Here is a 17,325-nt window from a genome sequence, read left to right as displayed (position 1 = left end):
GGGCCGGCGGGTGGTCAGGCAGCGGCGGAGGCCGGAGTGTCGAGTCCGGAACCAAGCAGCAGACCGCGGATGGACCGCTCATGCTCGCTCGAGCGGATCCGGTCGTGCAGGAGCTGACCAGCGACCAAGCAGCGGGCCCGCAGGCGGATCGCGGCAACAGCGTCGGTGTTGGCGCCGGCGTCGGTCGCGGCCTCCGCAGCGGCGTTCCCGGCGAGGGCCTTGGCTGCGTTGAGGCCGGCCATGCGCCGGGAGCGCTTCGCCTTGTGGTGCGCCCACCAGCCCAGTGCATGGGTGTCGGTCACGCGCTCGCCCCATGCGTCGTACTTGCGGCGGGTGCCCTCAGGACTGGCGGCCCATTCTTCGGCCCACTGGCGGGTGAGGTTGGGCAGCTGCGCGATGACCTCAAGAACCTTCTCTCCACGAGGCCCGAAGGCCCGCCAGGCCTCGGTCTCTTCCACGACGCGGATCTGGTGGGACATCAGCCAGTACGGGGCGAAGTCCGAGCCCCAGTTGCCGGTTTCACCGAGCGGGTCGGCGAGGAACAACCTCACCGGCCAGCCGTCCTCGAGGCGCCCCAGGATCTCGCCGGGCTTGGTGTACATGTGGAAGTAGGAGAACGGCTTGTCGGTGTACCACTTCCGCCCCGGGCTGGGGTGGTCGATGGTCTGGCCGATGTGGTCGGCGAGGTTGACAGTGGGGATGGTCTCGCCCTGGGCGCTGTAGTAGCGGGCGAGGTCGCCGCTGGTGGGCGGGACGGTGCCGTCGGGCCGGGTCGCGATGTAGTGGAGCTTGTTCATGGGCTGGCCTCCAAGGTCGGCAGGGCCGGGCTGTCCGGTCCTCCGCGCCGCCCCAGCCCCGCATGAGGGTTGAGGCGGCACGGGGAGCCGTCAGACCGGGTAGGTGGCCCAGGGGTCGTCGTGCTTCTCGGCCGGTACGGCGGTCGCCGCGGACACCTCGTCCTGGTCGTCGGCCTCGCCTTCGTCGGCGTCAGCGTCCTCGCACTCCGTCGTGCAGTACCTGCGGGCGGAGTAGAACGGGGCGCCGCACAACGCGCATTCGCGGGGCTCGGGGTCGGGCTGGGTCGACCAGTCGATGAGGACATCGGGGTCAATGCAGACGGCGCATCGGCCGTCGGCATGGTCCCGCACACCGGAGCAGCCGTCACCGCAGAGCTCCCGCTCGGTGCAGCCGCACTGCCGGCATGCCGGCGGAGAGGCGATCGCCTTGGCGAGGGTGTCCCACAGCAGGGTGCTGGGGCCGCCGAACTGCGGGTCGGCAAAGGTGATCTGCAGGGCAGGCACGACCGCCTCCACAGCCTGCGGGAAGCCGCGCCACATCGCCTGCATCTCCGGCAGGCCGAGGGCCTCTCCGAAGACGCCCTCGGCCTGCCCGTTGCGAGTGCTGACGGTGATGCCTTCGCCGGACCCGTAGTTGGCATCGAGCAGGTCGTTGAGGACGATCTGCAGTCCGGCCCTCTCGGCGGCGTCGACCAGGCGGCGGATGAGGGCCGGGTCGGTGGCGAAGCCCCACACCGCCGCCTTGTTCCGCGCCTTCCCGTGCACGACGCCGGCCTGCGCGGCCGGGATGAGGAAGCCGGCGCGGTTGGCGGCGGCGAGGACCGGGGTGTGCGCGGCGAGGGTGGGGTGGGGGCGGTGGCTGGCGCGGTGGCCGGGGAGGCTACGCACGGTGCCTTCCCACCATTCCGCAGTGAGCTGCGCGAGGTCGTTCAGGGTGCGGGCGGTGTTCCAGCGGGCGCGGTCGGTGCGGCTCATCCAGGGCAGGTGCGGCATGTTTCTCCTCGTAAGAATGGAAGTGGAGTGCGTTCTGTGTGGTGCCCGAATCCGTTTGATCAGAGCCGTTGCCGATGTCGGAGGGGCTGAGGCGCGCAGCGGGCAGGGCGCGACCGACGGGCGGTCCCACCACCGGCAGAGCTCCCCGCCGGGGACGGGCCGTCCGGCCAGCCGGGGCCCAAGGGCCCCGGAGGCGGATCGCGGTCAGGTGCGGTAGGCGGGCGGGCGGACGCCAGCACGCAGCTCGCGGATGATCGAGCACGGGCCCTTGGTGGCGCAGTACGCGTCGTCGGTGTCCGGAAGGGTGTTGCCGGTGGTGCCCCACATGTCGCGGGCGAGCGCGTTCACGACGCGCAGCATCTCGCCGCCGTTCGGACGGCACTGCGAGTGTCCGTCACGGTTCACGCCGTGCTTCGCGGCGCTGATGATGTGCTGCCGGGCTTGTCGGGCAGCCCACCTGCGAAGGTCGGGCCCGGTGTTCTCGTGCACGTGCCCGCTGTCGTGGAAGGTGTCCTGGTGGCAGGCCGTGCAGTGGTAGGTGACCATCTGCGTCGGTTCGGTCCTGGGCGTCCACGCGCCCTCGAACTCGTAGACGATGACCTCGGCGTTCGGGGTCACTGGGTGCTGGAAGGCGGTGACGAGGCCGACGCCGTCCGCGATCGCGCCGCGTGCCTTCACGTTCCAGAACACGCGGGGCAGGAACTCGTCCCACCCTTTGCCGTGGGGCCACTTCGCGTACACGACGCCCTGCTGGGCGTCGAAGGTCGCCGTGCCGTCGACGTTCTCGCGCTTGTACTTCTCGATCTGCTCGATCGACCCGAAGTATGTGGCGCTGAACTCCTCGGACTCCAGGAAGATCAGCCCGTACCCCTCGGGGCGGGTGTCGTGGCCGTTGTCCTTCAGCATCTCGACCATGTCCTCGTAGCCGGGGTTGCCGGGGGCGATGGTGCCGACGAGGGGCAGCCGGTAGTAGTCGCAGCTCGTGACGTGGGCCGGGTTGGTCTTGCTGACGTTGTGTGTGGTGCCGTACGTGTTCGTGATCTTGAGGCGCATGCGTGGGTGTCCTTCCGGTGTTAGCAGCGGGCGAGTTCCCTGGCCGTGGTCGCGGCCAGGTTGTGGAGGTCGGGGTCTGGGAGCACGACAACGTGTGCACGAACCCCTCGTCGTGAACTTTGTTCGCGAAGTATGTTCACGCTAGGTCGCGCGCCGACTCCATGTCAACTTTGTTCGCGAACTTCGTTGTGAGAGTCTGAGGTCATGAGTGATCAGCAGAGCCAGGCCCGGGAGGTCGTCAGAGAGGCCAAAGCGGCCTACGACCAGGCCCGTTCACATTTTTTCGACGCCATCAAGCAGGCCCTCGCCGTGGGCGTCGGCCCGTCGGACCTGTCACGCGACAGCGGATTCACCCGCGAGTACGTCGCCAAGATCCGCGACGGCAAGGGCCCCAAGGGAGTCTGACCTGATGCCCCAGCACGAACGCCCTAGTGGCCGGCCGTGCAGTCATACGCGATACCGGCTCAGCTGCGCCGACTTCGATGAGCTGATGCGCCAGGCCGGATACCGCTGCCAGCTCTGTCGCCGCGCTGGGGCCGAGACGGGCCACGGGTACCTGGTCGTCGACCACGACTTCCGAGTCGGTCGGTACGCGGAGTCCTGTGCTCGGCCTGCAACGGGAAGATCGAGTACGCCGATCCCAGTGATCCTGCTTGTTCCGCGTACCTGGGCGATCCTTGGTACCGGCGGATGCTCGCTGCGCGAGGCCTCGACGTGGAGTTCGCCGAACCACCACTCGGCACAACGGTGCGCATCGGTCGCCGCACGTGGCGCCGCATGGCGGATGGCTGGTCCGCCCAGGACCAGTACAGGGGCAACAACACCATGACCTGGGCGCAGATCTACCACCGCTTCGGCCCGCACAACATCACCACGGGCCAGGCGCGAGACGGTGCGGCATCCCCCAACACCTGACGCTCTCGCGCCAACTCAGTGCGCCGCGCGGATCGTCCGTGCGGCGCACTGCCGTTTCCGGTGGAAGCGGCCGTGGTTCAGTGGCGGGCCGCCTTGTCGACGGTGTCTGTCAGGACGACCTGGCCGTCGGGGCCAGTGGGGCCACAGCGCGGACGCGTTCGATGTGCGTACGTCGCTGGCCGGTCACCGGGTGGTGGCCTTGGCCGTGGCGATGAGCGCGGCGACGGTCTCCCAGATGTGGTGCCAGGAGTTATCGAGGTGGAAGGCGCCGTTCATGCCGAAGTCGGCCAGCTTGTAGAAGTTGGTCTTGCCGGTCTTGTCGGCGAGCTTCTCCAGGACTATCGGTAAGTTCGGATATTCGAGGCTGCGGAATAGCCCTTGCCTCAGAGCCTCGGAGGACGTCTGGGCGCTCTCGAAGCGGTGGCCGTCCACGTGTAGGCGACTGCTATTTCGGTTGCGAGTGCCGCGTCGAAGTGGGCCAAGATGATCCAATGAGCCAAGAGAGAGACGGTGTAGCCGAAGCGGTCCCAGATCAGTTGAAGCGGGGAAGCTTCCGGTTGGCGGCCTACGCCGTGTGCATCGAGGACGGGCGGGTGCTGCTCGCCCATCACGCGTCGAACAACTGGACTCTTCCGGGCGGTAGGGTCGAGCACGCGGAGGATCCGTTCGACACGGTGATCCGGGAAGTTGCTGAGGAGACCGGCTGCTCCGCGGTGGTCGAGCGTTTGCTGGGCGTGGACTCCAGGGTGATCCCCGCAGCCGTCGCGCGTGCGGGAATCGAGCACCAGAACGTCGGCATCTTCTATCAGGTGCGTATCACTGGCGGTCAGCTCCGGCCTGAGCCGAGCGGCGAAACCGTTGAGTCGGTTTGGACTCCGATCCCCGAGGTTGCTTGCCTCCGCCGATCATCGCTGGTCGACATCGGCCTCGCCCTGGCGCGGACGGTTCCGGCAACCGGCCACGTCGCTCCTGTCCCAGTTGGCGGCCTGATCCAGCACTGAGGCGCCCCCGACGTCTTTATGGCCCGCTCGGCTGTCGTCTGGCCCAGATGATCGACGGGCCACCTCGGCTGCGGGCATCTGTGTGCAGAGGTCGAGCAGGGCCGCGCATCGTCCGGCCTCGGTGGGAAGTCCGATGTCGCGCAGACGCCGGGCGAGTTGCTTGCTGGTCACGGGCCGACCGGGCATCTGCACCGAGGGGAAGAGCCAGGGTGCGTTGGGCTCGTTCAACATCACCGTGCGTTCGTGGTCGTGGGCGATGTCGACGAGCTGGAGGACCAGGCCGTCGAGGGGCGGTGGCAGCTTCAGCGGGGTCCTGTTGAGGCGGAGGGCGACGCCGTTCTCGTCGTGGATGACGTGCGCCGTGGTCAGGCGGCATGTCCTCGCAGGGAACTGGCCATAGAGCAGGACCATCAGCCCGGCGACGCGGTCCCTGGTCTCGATGGAGTCGTCGTTCAAGAGCCGCCGGGCGGTCGCCCAGCGTTCGTCGGCGTCGAGCGGGCGGTGGAAGATCCGCCGCGGCCGGGCCGGGATGCTGATCTCGGAGGCGAACTTGCCGCGGACCGCCCATCGGATGAACGGCCTTGCCGCGTAAGGGCCTTGGTTTTTCTCCGAAGTGAGCCAGAGGTCGACGAGGGGCTGTCGGCAGGTCGCCAGGGTCTCCCCTTGGTCCTTGATCCAGGCCAGGAAGGTGACGGCCTTGGCAATCTGCATCTGGGCGATGTCGCTGGTGTTGGCGGAGATCGGCTTGCCGCGGGCCCGCCGACGGATGTGGGCGATGCGGTCCCAGCGGGCGTAAGCGATGATCAGGCGGCGGTCTTCGGGATCTTCGATGGCCGCAGTCTTGTGCTCGATCCATCGCTCCAGCCGGACCATGTACTCATCGCGGACCGGCAGGACTGCCATGTCCTTCTGGCTGGTCATGCGGGCGTCCAGAGCCTCGTGGGTGAGCTCGCATGTCCCGGCGGCCAGGTCCGTGACCAGACGGGTGGCCGTGGGGGATTCCCGCAGATAGAGCAGGGTCCTGCGGGGGGTGAGATTCAACAGGGCATCGGCGACCTTGTTGAGCTCGGGACGGTGCTTGCCGTCCGGCGGCATCAGCAGCAACCGCAGTTGGCGGTCGGCGGCGCATCGCCGGCAGAGACCGAAGTGGAACAGTCGCTCGACCGCGCCGCACTGCTTGCAGGGCTTGTGTGCCTCCGGGGCCCTCTCCCAGCAGTTCTCGCAGATGGGCCCGCGTGCTGTCCGGGCGACGACGCGCGAGGGGCGTCCGCAGTCGGTGCAGGGAAGACCGGCTCCTGTCCGGGCAGATCCCACCTGGCGGCGCCTGCGACGCCAAGACGCTCGCCCGCGAGGCCGGGATCTCCCGCGCGTCTCTCTATCGAACCTGGAGCCACCTCAAGGACGAGTTCGAACAGCGGCGGGCGGCCGCCAGGGCGGCGGGCCAGCAGCCCGATCCGAAAGAAGTCCGGATCGCCCGACTGCGTGAGCTCAACCAGCGGCTCACCGGAATACTCGCCCGCACCAACACCGAGTTCACCGTTCTCAAGGAGCATCACCGGCTGCTGCTGTCCGTCCTGGCGACCAAGGACGACGAACTTGAACGGTTCCGGCGCGAGCTGAGTACGTTCGCCGGTAGGCATGCCGTCCCCGCTCACAACCACGAGCCGGGGGACGACGCTCGTGGCGTCGTCCCCCTGGCCCGCCGCTGATGTCACACCAGCGTGATCAGCAAGGCCGAGACCAGCAGCGCAGTCTGGTGAAGAGCCTGATCAGTGAGATACATGCCGTTCATCCCGGCCGCCTTCAGCTCCGCGAAGTCCGGGGAACCGGTGTGCTGCAACAGCCAGCGCACCGGCCACCGGCGATCGAGGAACGCGTGCGTCACGACCGAGACGGCGAGCCCCGCCGCCAGGCCGGTGAAGGACATCTGAAGCGGCAGGACGGCCCAGACCAGAGCCAGCATCACAGCCATGACCAGGTGGTACTGGGCAACGTGCTCCAGGCAAGCACCCCAGCCCCGCCGCGGGCTCGCGCCGTCGGCGACCTCGGCCGCCGACGGCGCCCCCTTGTTCGCGGCCTGACGGTCGCTCTGACCGAACACGTGGTCCGCGAGGTTGTGGCCCACCGCGAGGACGGCCCACACTGCGCCGAACGTCGCCAGGGTGGCGACCTGATCCAGGTTCGTCATCGTGCCCCCTCGTCCTCGGCGCCTTTGCGGATCGCGCGGGCCATTCCCTCGAAGGCATCGAGCGCGCGGGAGTCGAAGCGTCCGTGCCGGCCCTGGATGTCCTTGCCGAGTTGGTCGTAGAGGTGGGCCGCTTTGCGGTAACTGCCCTGCTCTTCGGCTCGCGCGGCGTCAGCCATCCGGCGCTCAATCTCTGCTTCTGTGAGGTCCTGGTGGCTCATCGAGGTCATCGACGACCTTCCTTCCAGCAGTCGGGGCAGAGGTCACGTCCGGGACGAGGTCGCCGCCACCCGCGCTCGTCCCGGAGCAGGCGGCGCAGTTCGGAGTGGTTCTCGACGCGCACGGGCCAACTGCCCTCGGACCCGCAGCGTCCGTCGCTCTCGGTGGGCTTGTCCGCGTCGCAGCGGATCACCAGATATGCGTCAGCCGTCACTGCGGGTCTCCTCGTCGGGATCGGCGACGCCGGCGCACTTGCGGCACAAGTAGCGGCTGTCCGGGCCGAAGACGGGCTTGGTCACGCTCAGGGTGGTGGGGGTGAGGTCCCCGCACTCCTGGCACGGCTCGCCGAGCATGTTCAGCAGACGAGTCAGCTGCCCAGCGAACATCTTCCGCTCGTGCGGAAGCAGATCGGCGATGATCCGGCGCGCCTTCGGGAAGTCGTCGTCCATGACGGCGAACAGGGCGGACGTCTCCGCGAAAGTGGTGACGGATTCATGGGTGGCGTTCATGGCAGGGCTCGCTTCCGTGTCACAGGTGGGGTTCATCAGACGTTGGCGATCAGCCAACTGCCACCGGCAAGGGTGAACTTCACGTCGACGCTCGACGACCGCGACACCGCTGCCTGGCCCGCGGTTCGTCCTGGACGACAACTTCGTGCTGCGCACCGAGACACTGGGGAAGGTGGACACGGCCTTCGCCGCGTTAACCCAGTAGTCGCCGACCGCGCTGGCGGCGCGGGTCAGCCCGAGCAGGGCGGCGAAGACGGCGGGACGGTGCATGCTGGGGTCTCCTGATCTCGAATTCGGGTAGGGAGCGGGGTGGCCGGTCCTTTGCCGATGCGCGGCCACCCGGCGGGCCGACCCCGGCTACGCCTGCCGGGGTCGGGTCGTTCAGAACGGGGGTTCGTCCGGCCAGGCGGGGACGGGCAAGAGCCGGACGCGCAGCTCTGGCCGGTTCGCCCAGCAGCCGCACGCCTCCATCTCCGGGTTCGCGCCGCCGACCCACCAGCCGCCTGCGCCTTGGCAGTCGGGGCAGGAGCGGCAGGGCTGGGGCGTCAGATTGATGCGGTGCCGGTCGGCGTACAGCCGCCAGTGGCCGGCCCGGAGCGCGACGGCGGCCGTCGCCGCGGCGAGCGGGACGGCTGCGGCGACCAGCAGGGCGGCACGGAGACGGCAGGCGGTCGCCTGGCGGGATGGCCGCGGCAGTTGGCTGCCGCCGACCGTGATGGCCCGGATCAGCAGGTTCTTGGGGCGGTCCGGTTCGGTGAAGGCGGCGAAGGGGGTGGTGCTCATGGGTGGTAGTCCTCTCGGTTCAGGCTGCAAGCAGGTGCTTGGCTGGGGGCGCGATGTAGGAGGCGTGGTCGGCGGGCGTGCCGTCGAAGCACTCCAGGCAGGACCCCAAGGTCTTGAGCGGGAGGCAGTGGAAGTAGCGCCGGCCACAGGGGCCGGGGCACGTCTGGCGTGCTGCCATCGCTTTGTCGAGCGCGGCTTCCTTCGCGGGGGTCATCGGGAGCTTCGGCTTCGCCAGGTCGATCCCGTATAGCCACGCGAAGCGCCGGCCGCCACGGCATTCGATCCGGGCGACGGGCTCTTGGCCGCCAGGGCGCAGTCCCATCTCCCGCAGCTGGCGGCGGGTGGCGAGGTTTTCGTGCCCGGCTTGCTTCCACTGGAAGACCGGTAAGGAGCCGTCGCCGGGGTCATGCGGGTCGACGTCGACTAGGTCCTGCGGCGCTGAGGCGGCGGGTAGCGGGGTCCGGGGCGCAGCGAGCGGAAGTTCTTCGGCGGGGTGTCGGGGCCGGGTTGGGCCGGGATGTGGATTTCGGGCCGGATGGCGGGGGCGGCGTTGTGGTTGATCACGAGGGGGCGCCGGGTCAGGCCGCGCAGGGCGAGGACGGAGGCGAGGGTGGTGATGCCGGTGGCGACGATGCGTCCGTCGGCCAGGGCGGTGTGCTGGTGAAGAGGTTGTGTTCTGAGCGTGCGATATCCGGTATGAATGCGGCCAGGTTTCCGGGAGTTGCTTCGTGTGCCGTCGCCATGAGCGTTGCCGATAAGTTCCCGAGTCACTCATGGCGGTCGGACCGCTTCGCGAGGCTTGTCATACTTTTCGCATGGAGATGCAAGCGATGGAGGAAGCGCGGCGTTGGCTCGCCGAGCGGGGCGTTGTCGAGGTCGGTGACGGGTGGGTCGACATCGAGGCGGAGCGTCCGCTCACCGCGAATGAGATCGCGCACTCCTGGGCTGGCGAGGTGTTCAGCGATGAGGGTCTGGGCGGGGCCGAGCAGGTGCGACTGGCCTTCGGGATGCTGGATCTCCTCGACGACTACTGGGTGACGTCCGAGATCCGGTTCGCGGACCAAGGGTCGGAGGGGCCTCTGCCCGCCGACGTTCTGTGGGACGGCTATCGCCGACGGCTGGAGGCGGATCGGGATCCGGAGGCCATCACCTACTCGCTCTGGGTCGACTGGTTTGAGGATCACGACACCAGCGCGACGGCTTTCGCCGAGGTGCTTGGGAACGACATCGACCACATTGTGGCGGAGGCATCGGACAGCCTGCTTCGCCGTGCCGGACGAGTTCTGGCCTGCTCAGGCCCCGTGCCCTGGCCCGTTAAGCAGAAGGTGTACGGCGCAGTCGTGCGGCTCCCCGCACTGCATAGACCTCTGTTCAAGGGCCTGCTGGCCAGCTACCACGATGCCTACGGCGACCTGGAGCCGGCAGCCGCGCTGGCTCTGCTCGCGCAACTGGAACTCCCAGCGAACACCCCGTATCTCGCGGAACTCCGGTCCGTGGTCGCCGCGGGGCACGTGAACCACCACCGCAACGTCCACGCCTGGGACGAAGCGGTGCGGGCGTCGACAGACTGAAGATGACCGTCTCCGCCCGCTGTTGGTTGTTGCGGGGTGTGTCGTTGGAGGGCATGGCGGCGGGTTCTCCTTGGTGGGTGGTGAAGGGTGTGGTGCTGGCCGGGTGGCCTGTCCCGTGCCCGACCGGGCGGGTTCGGGCACGAGGCAGGTGGCCCGGAGGGGTTAGAGGCCGCGGGCGTCGGCGTGTTGGGCGGCTTGGCCGAGCATGCGAATGGGGATGCGGCCTGCGCCGAAGGCGTCGTTGAAGGCCGGCACGGAGTCGACGTCGTCGCCGAACTGGCGACGGATAGCGTCCAGTAGCACGTCGAGGGCACTGTCCTCGAGGCGTTGGTCGCCATGGGCTTCGAGGTGGATCGCGCCGAGCAGGCAGCGTGCGCCGTTGTGGTTGGTCAGGACGTTCGTGCACCAGCCGTCGGTGAGCAGGCGTCGGTGGGCGCGCTGTAGTAGGGCGGCGATGGGCGTTGGGGGCTCGTCCGGAGGCTGTGGTGGGAGTCGGCGTGGGGCGGGGGTGGGGGTGGTGTCGAGGTCGTTGGGTTCGGGGTCGGTGGTGAGGTGTGCGGTGTTGACGGCGTAGGCGAGGGCGGCGTGGTCCAGGGCGACGGTCATCGCCGCGTCGGTGAGGGTGAGGCGGTCGTCGAGGGACAGTTCCGGTGGTGTGGTGGCCGTGTTGGGGGTGGGGTGGTCGAGTGCGGGGGAGGTCGGGGTGTGGGGCATCGGGGCTCCTACGGGAACGTGCACGGGCGCGGGTTATGCGTTGCTGAGTTTCTTGATGGCGTCCAGGGCCTGGGCGGCGGTGCTGACGGTCGGCGTCGAGCCGGCGGCCTTGCGGCGGCGGGTGGGTTTGGCGTCGCCGTCCTCGTCGTCGAGTACGGGGCCGAATTCGCCCGGGCGGGGCGGTTCGGTCCAGTCGAACCACAGGTCCCGGGCCTCCAGTTCGCGGATTTCGTGGTCGGTGAGGTGCTCGACGACGTCAGGGAAGCAGTCGTCGATGCCGGCCTTGAAGTCCATGTAGAGGGTGCGCAGGACGTCGGGCTGCTTGCTTTCGACGATCCAGCCGGCGCCGCCGGTGTTGGAGTCGGCGGGCGGCTCGGGCTCGCCGCGCATCACCCGCTCGATCCGCCCTTCCTCCGCCGGGGAGAAGGAGCGGGGCAGAGGCTCGGGGATGTGCTCGGGCGGGACGCCGAGCGCCTTGAACATGTCGGTGATCTTCTTCGGTGCCACCTTCAGCACCACCGGGATGCAGTTCTCGCGCAGGTTCTCGCAGAGCAGCTGCGTGAAGCCGTCCTGGACGTAGATGGACTGGCCGGCGACCTTGATGCCGATGGCGTACTTGCGGCCCTTGACCGACACCCGCTCGGCCAGGTCCATGATCTCCGCGCCGTACAGGCCGTGCCGGGCGGCGGAGAGGAACTCGTCGAGGTAGGCGCTCAGCAGCGAGTAGGGGCAGCCGACTGCGTCGCCGGACCACTCGTGGACCTGGCCGTCGTCCCACGGCATCTCGCCGCGGATCTCCATCAGCGCGTCCAGGGCTCGCAGCAGCCGGATCATGTAGAGCGCGCCGACGCCGTAGCGGTCGACGTGCCGACCGAGCGCGGCGGTCTTCTCGTCCGGGGCCTCGGTGGCCAGCCACACCGCCGCTCCGTAGTTGGCGTCGGCGGCGACGTGCAGGGCCATCAGCTGCGTCTTTCCGCCGCCGGAGGGGGCGACGAAGATGCCGTGGGCGGCGCCGCGGTCGGTGTAGACGCGGTTGCGGGCGGGCTGGCCGTTGCCCAGGTAGCCGGTCACCCACCGGCCTTGGGCGTCGGGGGTGAGCAGTTCACGGGTGGCGGGGAAGACCTGCGCGAGGGGGCTGGAGTCCCACAGGGAGACTAGGACCTTGCTGCTGCCGTCGAGGGTGACGAACACCCGCCCTTCGTCGTACTTGGTCTTCAGCGCGGCGGCCAACGCGTGCAGGTTGACCTGCGGTTCACCGGCTTCGTCCGGGACCCGGGCGATGTAGTGGGTGACCCGGCGCTCATCGTCACGGACCTTGTCGACGAACTCGCTGCCAGCGATCGGGCCGCGCGCCGCGCCGATCTTGTCGGCCCACCACTGGTGGGGGGTGGGGCTCTTGCGGCGCTTCTCGCCCGCGTCGGGGGTCACGTGCGCCTGCTTCCAGCCCGGGCCGCTCTCGCGGCCGTACTGCCGCGCCACCGCCTCGATGCGGACGTCGGAGACCTCAACGGCGAAGACGGCCGCGACGTCGTCGTCGGTCAGGCCGGTGATGGGCCGCCCGGGCTGGGCGGCGCGCAGCAGCACGGTCAGGTCGTGGGGCATGCCCGGGTGGGGGGAGGCCGTGACCACCACGGTGTCGCCGGGGCTGCCGCGGTGCTCCCACAGGCGGCGGACCTCGCGGGTGAACGCGTTGGCGCCGTCGTCGGGCTGGACCACGGGCTGCGGTGCGAGGGCAAGCCGCGGCTCGGGAGACGGGGCGGGGGTCGGGGCGGCGACGGCGGGGCGGTGGTGGCGGCGGGCGTGCCGGGAGAATGGCAGCACCACGCAGCCGAGCGCGGCCCAGGCGGTGGCCAGCACAGCGTCCAGGCCCCAGCCGGTGGTGTTCTTGGACGCGACGTCGACGGCGGCCGCCAGCAGCAGCGGGGAGCAGCGCAGGATCTTGCGGCCGGCGCCCAGCTCACCGTTCTTGGCGGCCATGACCGTGCCGACGGCAGCGCCGGCGCCCGCCAGCACGACGACGGTGTTGATGGGGCTGTCCGGGGCGAGGTTCGGGGCCGCGGCGAGGACCGGCGCGGCCAGGGTGTAGGCGAGGCGTTCGAGCACGACACTGCGCGGCGTGGTCACCGGTGTCACTCCTTCGGAAACTGATGAGGGCGGCCCCGCTGGTGTGCGGGGCCGCCCGGTGAGGGGGGAGAGGGTGGTGGGCAGGTCAGCGGATCAAGAAGCCGGCCTTCGGGGTCTTCTCGGGGCGGTCACGGACTTCGTCGAGCGGCCCGTACATGCGGGCGTGGCCGGCCCTGGCGCTCTCGGCGCTGTTCGAGAGGTCACTGACCATCTGCTGGAGCCTGAAGAGCTCTTGAGATGCGCCGCCCAGTGCGACCGACACCACGTCCTGCATGGCCACGAACTTCGGGTCGAGATCGGCGTCGTCGATGTGGCGCGCCAGGGTCTCGGAGCGGTTGGCGTAGTGCTTCATGCGGACCTGGACGGCGGCGAGGTCGGCGACCGCGCTGTCCAGGGCCTTGGCCAGCGTCTTGAGCTTGTGCTGCACGGCCTTGAAGCGGTTCTCGCCGATGAGATTCGCGACCGGGCGGCTCTGGTAGGGCATGAGTTCGCTCATGGTGTTCCTTCCTGCTCAGTCGTGGTGGGCCGCGGACGACGCGTAGGTCACGCCGCCGGCGTCCATGGCGTTGAGGTCTTCGCTGTAGGTACGGGCGACGCTCACGGCCGCCGTCTGGGCGGTCTCCGCGGCGAGGGCGCACTCGCCTGCGGCCCGTTCGGTTTGGGCCTTCGTGCGGCGAGCGTCGTCGGCCATGTCCGCCAGCTGGTTGGTGACCTCGGTTGCGATGTTGTGATGGCCCATCAGGTCGGTCGCCATGTCCTTGAGGGCGCCGACGACCTTGCCCAGCTCGTTGGCCGTGGCCTCGGCGGATTCCTTCACCTCGCTGGCGCCCAGGGCGATGTTGGCGATCTCCACCAGGTACTCGCCGAAGGTGATGTCGGTGCGGTGCTCGGCGGCGAGTCCGGCCTGGCCCGGCTTGCTGGAGGCGCGGGCCTTGCCGACGCGGGCGGCGGGTTGGTCGGACACGGTGTTCTCCTTCGCTGTGGGACGGCTGGTGCCGGGCCGCTGGGTGTGCGGCTCAGGGGCACGCGGGAGCGCCGCGGGCCCGACGATCTCCGCTTCCGGGTAGTCCTCGTCGGCCTGCGCCTGTGGTGGCCGACGCGGCGTGCGGTCCTCGCGGCCGACCCACGTCCACGCCATGTTGGGCGGCACGCTTTTCGCAGCCCCCTCGGCCGTTTTGAAGGTGCCGGGTTCGTCGCGCGGTGTCTCCTGGCGGGCCCATGTGGCTTTCCACCAGTCCCGCAGCCGTTCGCGCTGTGCTCGCCTCTTCGTCCAAAACTCCGACCACGCGTCTTGCCCTGCCTGCCATCCGCGGGGCGGAGTGGTCTCCTCGTATCCGTCGAACGGCGCCTCGTGGCGGGGGTCGTGGGGAGGGTCGAACTGCTGGTACTGGCGGTAGGCGTTGCCAGAGTCGCTCGGCGGGGAGTAGGCGGCGTCCTCCGCGCCGACGCCCGCCTTCTTCTCGGGCCCCTCAGTCGGGCCTCCAGCGGCCTTTCCGGCCTCCTCCGGCCCGTTGCCGCTGGCGGGGGCTTCGCTGGTGTCAGAGGCGCCGTCAGGGTCTTTCTTGGGCGTCTCCTTGGTCTTCCCGCCCTTGTCCTTCGACAGGTTGACCTTCTCCGGGCCCGACGAGGTCGCGGCAGTGGCTTCGACACCTTCCTCAGGCGCCGAGCCGTCCTTGTCCTCGTCCTTGGTCAGGTCGACCTTCGGCTCAGCGGCAGGGGTCTCGTCGTCGGTGGTCTCCTTGGCCTCGTCCCCGGCCTCGCCCTTCTCGCTGTCCTTGGCGGCCTTGGCCTTCGCCGCTTCGTCCTTCTCGGCCTCGCGGCGCTCTCCCCAACGCCGCTGGGCCTCCTGCATCAGCGCTTCGCCGAGCGTCACCCGGCCGGGATCGACGTCCTCACCCTTCGAGCGCGCCTCGCCCGCCTCACGGTCCTTTCGGTCCTTGCGGTCCTGCTTGGCCTGCTCCTTGCGTGCGGCGCGTTCAGCTTTCGCCTTGCGCCGTTCCTCCCACGTGGTCTGCCTGTTCGCGCGGTCCTGGTCGCGGTCTCGGGTGCGGTCGGCGAGGCCCGCGTCCTGGCGGGTACGGCGACGTTCCAGCCGAGCGGCTTGGCGGGCGCTGGCCCGCTCCTGGCGGCCGCGTGCCCATTCGCCGCCCGCCGCGCCGGAGGTGTTGCGCTGCGACGGGCCGTCGCCGCCCTTCGAGCCGCCTTTGCCTCCGCCGCCTGATCCGTTGCCTTTGGTGCCCCCGCCGGATCCGCCGGCTTTCCCTCCGGTGCCGGGTCCGCCGTTCTTGCCGGGGCTCCCCGCTCCCCCGCCCTTACCGGATCCTCCCGAGCCGCCAGAGCCGTCCTGGCGGCCTTTGGGAGCCTTCGGTGACTCCTTGGGCCCAGCAGGGCCCTTGCGTCCGTCAGGTGACCGCTCAGGGCCCTTCCCGCCCCCCTTGCCGGTTCCGGCCCCGGTCGGCCTCGCGCCTGAACGGTCGCCCCGGTCAGTCGAGTTGGGGCCACCGCGACCCTGACCGCCCCGGGGCCCAGCGCCCGTTCCTCCGCCACCGCGCGACGGGCCGGCCCCGCCACCGGACTTGGAGCGGCCCGAGTCCGACCCCAGGCCCGAGGCGCGCGCCCGCTCGGCGTCGGCCTTTCCGCGCGCCGCCGCCTTATCGCCCTTCGCTTTCATCATCGCGGCCTGGAGCTTTCCGTTGTGCTCCATCATCGCGACTTCCTGCGCGGTGCGGCCCTCCAGCAGCGCCGCCTTTCGTGCTACTTCGGCTTCACGGAACGGCACTTCGCTTTCATGAGCCGCCCGCGCCCTTTCCAGTCGAAATTCAAGCCAGTCGCCGAGACGGTCAGCGAGAGAACGCGGCTGCCGATATTCGCCTTCCTCGTATTCGTCGTCATTTTCATCGGTTTCCGGCGCCGTAATGCCTTCGGAGCGCAGCGCTGTCGCCGGGTCCGGGGCAGCCGGAATCGGCGGAAGTTCCATGGTCGTCTCTTCCGGCGCCTCCGGCGGAGCTGAGCGAATGTTCTGCGGCGGCGGATTGGTGTCGGCGTAATCCGGCATCGGCGGCGGCGTGTAGGAATCACCAGCCCAGGGGCCGCGGAGCAGGATGCCGTTCGGGTCGTCCACATCGGACACGGTGCGCCTCCCTTCTGGGACTTGACAGAGCGTGGGGTCTCGTGTGCACGCGTGTGCACGTGCACGTGTGCACGCCGTTACGCGCGCGATGCCCCGCCGGAGCCCGGCGGGGCCTTCGCTGGTGACGTTCAGTCACGCGGGGGGTGGTGTGCGAGGACCTGCTCCGCGTACTGCAGCAGGTCTCTCCAGATCCGTTCGTCGCCCTCCGCGCGCTTGTCCAACGCGGTGCTGAACAGGCGGCAGACCTGAGCGAATCCGACGTAGACGTCGGATCGTTCGGAGCGTTCGGCTTTGGCGTTCTTGGCGATTCGAGATCGCGTGCGGCGGAGCCAGAATTCCATCTGTCCGCGCTCGCCGCGAGATTCGCGGGCTTTGTTCGCCTCTTCCTTCAACCAGTTTCGTCGTCGCTCTTCGGAGCGTTCGACGCTGGTGAGCGGGCGGTTCACGCCGACTCCCTATCGATGGTGTAAATCGACGTGGGACCACTGTAGCCGGTTTTCGGGCTCTGCGCATCCATCTGCGGCGAGTTGGGAACGGACTGGATCATCGGCGAGTTCTTCTTCTGCTGCTTCTCCCGCTCCTTTTCCTTCCGGTCCTTGGCCGTATTAACAACGACCTCGTCGTGAGCGCGGCGCTTATAGGCGCTCTTTTCCAGGCCCGCCGTGAGGTTGTGCAGGTTCTTGAGCACGTTCCCGAGGGCCTTTTCGACGGGCATCGCGCGCAGCCGGGCGTGGTACCAGCGGTCGCCTTCCACGTGCGTGTCGCGCAGGTGGACGCGGGTCTCGTGCGCGAGAGTCTCCAGGTTCTTGCCGATGTCCAGCAGGACGCGCTGAACGTCGGCCAGGTACCGGGCGGTTGCCTCCGGGCTCTGCGCGACGTCACGCAGAGGGTGGTTGTCGGGGGCGGTTGGGCTCTGCGCGGCACCGCGCGGAGCGGGGTTGTGCGGGTCGGTCGCCACGAGGTCCTCCTGGGGGCGTGCTGGATCTGGTGTTCCGGGGGGGGACTGCCTCTGGCAGTCCCAGTGGGGGCCAGCCCTGGCGGTGAGCTGGGCACTCTTGGTGGTGCCGGGTCTGCTCGTCGGGTCTGCTTCCTGGGTCTGCTCGCTGCTGCGGTCCGGCCGCAGAGCTCACTCGTCAGGTCGCTCGCCGACTCACTCGCCGGTCGTTTTGACTGCTGGGTGCTTCCGGCAGTCGCGGCAGCGGTCAGCCTCCGCGGGAGGCTGACCGCCACTGGTGGTGCCGGACAATGGAGTTCAGGTCAGTGCTGGGCGACGGCGCTCCGAGTCCTTGATGCGGTCGTCCGAAGTAGGTGGTGAAGTGGCTGTTGGGAGG

General features: G+C 69.4%; 22 protein-coding genes and 1 pseudogene. 5 read left to right on the top strand and 18 right to left on the bottom strand.

All coding sequences use genetic code 11. From position 1 onward, the window contains the following. Nucleotides 1-14 precede the first annotated feature (14 nt). The 3 genes from ACIQE0_RS34565 to ACIQE0_RS34555 all read right to left on the bottom strand — a co-directional run bounded on the left by ACIQE0_RS34565 (nt 15) and on the right by ACIQE0_RS34555 (nt 2,843). Nucleotides 15-797, bottom strand: a complete 783-nt coding sequence (locus ACIQE0_RS34565; protein ID WP_402339341.1) for a hypothetical protein — start codon at nt 795-797, stop codon at nt 15-17. A gap of 90 nt (nt 798-887) precedes the next feature. Next, nucleotides 888-1,790 carry a DUF6919 domain-containing protein gene (locus ACIQE0_RS34560; RefSeq protein ID WP_402339339.1) on the bottom strand — a complete coding sequence of 301 codons (903 nt, stop codon included), beginning with the start codon at nt 1,788-1,790 and terminating at the stop codon, nt 888-890. Between the two features lie 204 nt (nt 1,791-1,994). Continuing rightward, nucleotides 1,995-2,843: a hypothetical protein gene (locus tag ACIQE0_RS34555; protein ID WP_402339337.1), complete on the bottom strand. Its 849-nt coding sequence runs from the start codon at nt 2,841-2,843 to the stop codon at nt 1,995-1,997. A 204-nt stretch (nt 2,844-3,047) separates the two neighbouring features. Here ACIQE0_RS34555 and ACIQE0_RS34550 point away from each other — a divergent pair, with 204 nt between their 5' ends. Beyond that, nucleotides 3,048-3,248 (top strand): hypothetical protein, encoded by a 201-nt coding sequence (locus tag ACIQE0_RS34550; RefSeq protein ID WP_402339335.1) that lies wholly within the window; start codon nt 3,048-3,050, stop codon nt 3,246-3,248. A gap of 285 nt (nt 3,249-3,533) precedes the next feature. Further along, a complete protein-coding gene (locus tag ACIQE0_RS34545) occupies nt 3,534-3,758 on the top strand; it encodes a hypothetical protein (RefSeq protein ID WP_402339333.1) in 225 nt (74 codons plus the stop codon). A 183-nt stretch (nt 3,759-3,941) separates the two neighbouring features. Here the strand turns inward: ACIQE0_RS34545 and ACIQE0_RS34540 are convergent, their stop codons facing one another. Beyond that, nucleotides 3,942-4,190 (bottom strand): hypothetical protein, encoded by a 249-nt coding sequence (locus tag ACIQE0_RS34540; protein WP_402339331.1) that lies wholly within the window; start codon nt 4,188-4,190, stop codon nt 3,942-3,944. A gap of 59 nt (nt 4,191-4,249) precedes the next feature. On the opposite strand from ACIQE0_RS34540, the gene ACIQE0_RS34535 reads away from it, so the two are divergent. Then, the gene (locus ACIQE0_RS34535) at nt 4,250-4,759 is read left to right on the top strand and encodes an NUDIX hydrolase (protein ID WP_402339329.1); all 510 of its coding nucleotides are present in this window, start codon (nt 4,250-4,252) and stop codon (nt 4,757-4,759) included. On the opposite strand, the gene ACIQE0_RS34530 is transcribed toward ACIQE0_RS34535, so the two are convergent. Beyond that, the gene (locus ACIQE0_RS34530; RefSeq protein WP_402339327.1) at nt 4,664-5,854 is read right to left on the bottom strand and encodes a hypothetical protein; all 1,191 of its coding nucleotides are present in this window, start codon (nt 5,852-5,854) and stop codon (nt 4,664-4,666) included. The two genes, ACIQE0_RS34535 and ACIQE0_RS34530, sit on opposite strands and share 96 nt — an antisense overlap. Nucleotides 5,855-5,994: 140 nt before the next feature. On the opposite strand from ACIQE0_RS34530, the gene ACIQE0_RS34525 reads away from it, so the two are divergent. After that, complete coding sequence (locus ACIQE0_RS34525) at nt 5,995-6,468, top strand: hypothetical protein (protein ID WP_402339325.1); 474 nt, start codon at nt 5,995-5,997, stop codon at nt 6,466-6,468. A gap of 2 nt (nt 6,469-6,470) precedes the next feature. On the opposite strand, the gene ACIQE0_RS34520 is transcribed toward ACIQE0_RS34525, so the two are convergent. The 7 genes and pseudogenes from ACIQE0_RS34520 to ACIQE0_RS34490 form a co-directional block, all read right to left on the bottom strand. Beyond that, complete coding sequence (locus ACIQE0_RS34520) at nt 6,471-6,947, bottom strand: hypothetical protein (protein ID WP_402339323.1); 477 nt, start codon at nt 6,945-6,947, stop codon at nt 6,471-6,473. After that, nucleotides 6,944-7,174 carry a hypothetical protein gene (locus tag ACIQE0_RS34515; RefSeq protein WP_402339321.1) on the bottom strand — a complete coding sequence of 77 codons (231 nt, stop codon included), beginning with the start codon at nt 7,172-7,174 and terminating at the stop codon, nt 6,944-6,946. The genes ACIQE0_RS34520 and ACIQE0_RS34515 overlap by 4 nt, the downstream gene beginning before the upstream one ends. Continuing rightward, complete coding sequence (locus ACIQE0_RS34510; RefSeq protein WP_402339319.1) at nt 7,171-7,377, bottom strand: hypothetical protein; 207 nt, start codon at nt 7,375-7,377, stop codon at nt 7,171-7,173. Before ACIQE0_RS34510 ends, ACIQE0_RS34515 begins: the two co-directional genes overlap by 4 nt. Next, nucleotides 7,367-7,942: a hypothetical protein gene (locus ACIQE0_RS34505; protein ID WP_402339317.1), complete on the bottom strand. Its 576-nt coding sequence runs from the start codon at nt 7,940-7,942 to the stop codon at nt 7,367-7,369. Before ACIQE0_RS34505 ends, ACIQE0_RS34510 begins: the two co-directional genes overlap by 11 nt. Nucleotides 7,943-8,053: 111 nt before the next feature. After that, nucleotides 8,054-8,455: a hypothetical protein gene (locus ACIQE0_RS34500; RefSeq protein ID WP_402339315.1), complete on the bottom strand. Its 402-nt coding sequence runs from the start codon at nt 8,453-8,455 to the stop codon at nt 8,054-8,056. A gap of 19 nt (nt 8,456-8,474) precedes the next feature. Then, nucleotides 8,475-8,831 (bottom strand): annotated as a pseudogene (locus ACIQE0_RS34495) (RRQRL motif-containing zinc-binding protein); the annotation flags it as partial. A 47-nt stretch (nt 8,832-8,878) separates the two neighbouring features. Beyond that, nucleotides 8,879-9,226, bottom strand: coding sequence for a hypothetical protein (locus ACIQE0_RS34490; protein ID WP_402339414.1), 348 nt, complete (start codon nt 9,224-9,226; stop codon nt 8,879-8,881). Nucleotides 9,227-9,270: 44 nt separating this feature from the next. On the opposite strand from ACIQE0_RS34490, the gene ACIQE0_RS34485 reads away from it, so the two are divergent. Further along, nucleotides 9,271-10,026, top strand: a complete 756-nt coding sequence (locus tag ACIQE0_RS34485; protein WP_402339313.1) for a hypothetical protein — start codon at nt 9,271-9,273, stop codon at nt 10,024-10,026. Between the two features lie 162 nt (nt 10,027-10,188). Here ACIQE0_RS34485 and ACIQE0_RS34480 read toward each other — a convergent pair whose 3' ends face one another. The 6 genes from ACIQE0_RS34480 to ACIQE0_RS34455 all read right to left on the bottom strand — a co-directional run bounded on the left by ACIQE0_RS34480 (nt 10,189) and on the right by ACIQE0_RS34455 (nt 16,952). Next, on the bottom strand, nt 10,189-10,740 hold the full coding sequence (locus tag ACIQE0_RS34480) for a hypothetical protein (protein WP_402339311.1): 552 nt from the start codon (nt 10,738-10,740) through the stop codon (nt 10,189-10,191). A 33-nt stretch (nt 10,741-10,773) separates the two neighbouring features. Then, nucleotides 10,774-12,864, bottom strand: a complete 2,091-nt coding sequence (locus ACIQE0_RS34475; protein ID WP_402339309.1) for a chromosome segregation protein ParM — start codon at nt 12,862-12,864, stop codon at nt 10,774-10,776. Nucleotides 12,865-12,949: 85 nt separating this feature from the next. After that, on the bottom strand, nt 12,950-13,360 hold the full coding sequence (locus ACIQE0_RS34470) for a conjugal transfer protein TraB (RefSeq protein ID WP_402339307.1): 411 nt from the start codon (nt 13,358-13,360) through the stop codon (nt 12,950-12,952). A 15-nt stretch (nt 13,361-13,375) separates the two neighbouring features. Further along, a complete protein-coding gene (locus tag ACIQE0_RS34465) occupies nt 13,376-15,994 on the bottom strand; it encodes an ATP/GTP-binding protein (RefSeq protein ID WP_402339305.1) in 2,619 nt (872 codons plus the stop codon). Between the two features lie 128 nt (nt 15,995-16,122). After that, entirely contained in the window at nt 16,123-16,440 is a 318-nt protein-coding gene (locus ACIQE0_RS34460) for a hypothetical protein (protein WP_402339303.1), read from the bottom strand. Continuing rightward, nucleotides 16,437-16,952, bottom strand: coding sequence for a hypothetical protein (locus ACIQE0_RS34455; RefSeq protein ID WP_402339301.1), 516 nt, complete (start codon nt 16,950-16,952; stop codon nt 16,437-16,439). Before ACIQE0_RS34455 ends, ACIQE0_RS34460 begins: the two co-directional genes overlap by 4 nt. Nucleotides 16,953-17,325: the final 373 nt, after the last annotated feature.

The sequence above is a fragment of the Streptomyces sp. NPDC093097 genome (assembly GCF_044754325.1).
In the GTDB taxonomy this organism is placed as follows: Bacteria; Actinomycetota; Actinomycetes; order Streptomycetales; family Streptomycetaceae; genus Streptomyces.
Note: the sequence above shows the minus strand (reverse complement) of the source record. Positions and strands in the feature narration are given on the sequence as shown.

Bases quoted from the DNA above. Each gene is read 5' to 3' on its own strand.
- ACIQE0_RS34565 (WP_402339341.1), bottom strand. From the start codon at position 797: ATGAACAAGCTCCACTACATCGCGACCCGGCCCGACGGCACCGTCCCG.
- ACIQE0_RS34560 (WP_402339339.1), bottom strand. From the start codon at position 1,790: ATGCCGCACCTGCCCTGGATGAGCCGCACCGACCGCGCCCGCTGGAAC.
- ACIQE0_RS34555 (WP_402339337.1), bottom strand. From the start codon at position 2,843: ATGCGCCTCAAGATCACGAACACGTACGGCACCACACACAACGTCAGC.
- ACIQE0_RS34550 (WP_402339335.1), top strand. From the start codon at position 3,048: ATGAGTGATCAGCAGAGCCAGGCCCGGGAGGTCGTCAGAGAGGCCAAA.
- ACIQE0_RS34545 (WP_402339333.1), top strand. From the start codon at position 3,534: ATGCTCGCTGCGCGAGGCCTCGACGTGGAGTTCGCCGAACCACCACTC.
- ACIQE0_RS34535 (WP_402339329.1), top strand. From the start codon at position 4,250: ATGAGCCAAGAGAGAGACGGTGTAGCCGAAGCGGTCCCAGATCAGTTG.
- ACIQE0_RS34530 (WP_402339327.1), bottom strand. From the start codon at position 5,854: ATGCCGCCGGACGGCAAGCACCGTCCCGAGCTCAACAAGGTCGCCGAT.
- ACIQE0_RS34520 (WP_402339323.1), bottom strand. From the start codon at position 6,947: ATGACGAACCTGGATCAGGTCGCCACCCTGGCGACGTTCGGCGCAGTG.
- ACIQE0_RS34515 (WP_402339321.1), bottom strand. From the start codon at position 7,174: ATGACCTCGATGAGCCACCAGGACCTCACAGAAGCAGAGATTGAGCGC.
- ACIQE0_RS34505 (WP_402339317.1), bottom strand. From the start codon at position 7,942: ATGCACCGTCCCGCCGTCTTCGCCGCCCTGCTCGGGCTGACCCGCGCC.
- ACIQE0_RS34500 (WP_402339315.1), bottom strand. From the start codon at position 8,455: ATGAGCACCACCCCCTTCGCCGCCTTCACCGAACCGGACCGCCCCAAG.
- ACIQE0_RS34485 (WP_402339313.1), top strand. From the start codon at position 9,271: ATGGAGATGCAAGCGATGGAGGAAGCGCGGCGTTGGCTCGCCGAGCGG.
- ACIQE0_RS34480 (WP_402339311.1), bottom strand. From the start codon at position 10,740: ATGCCCCACACCCCGACCTCCCCCGCACTCGACCACCCCACCCCCAAC.
- ACIQE0_RS34470 (WP_402339307.1), bottom strand. From the start codon at position 13,360: ATGAGCGAACTCATGCCCTACCAGAGCCGCCCGGTCGCGAATCTCATC.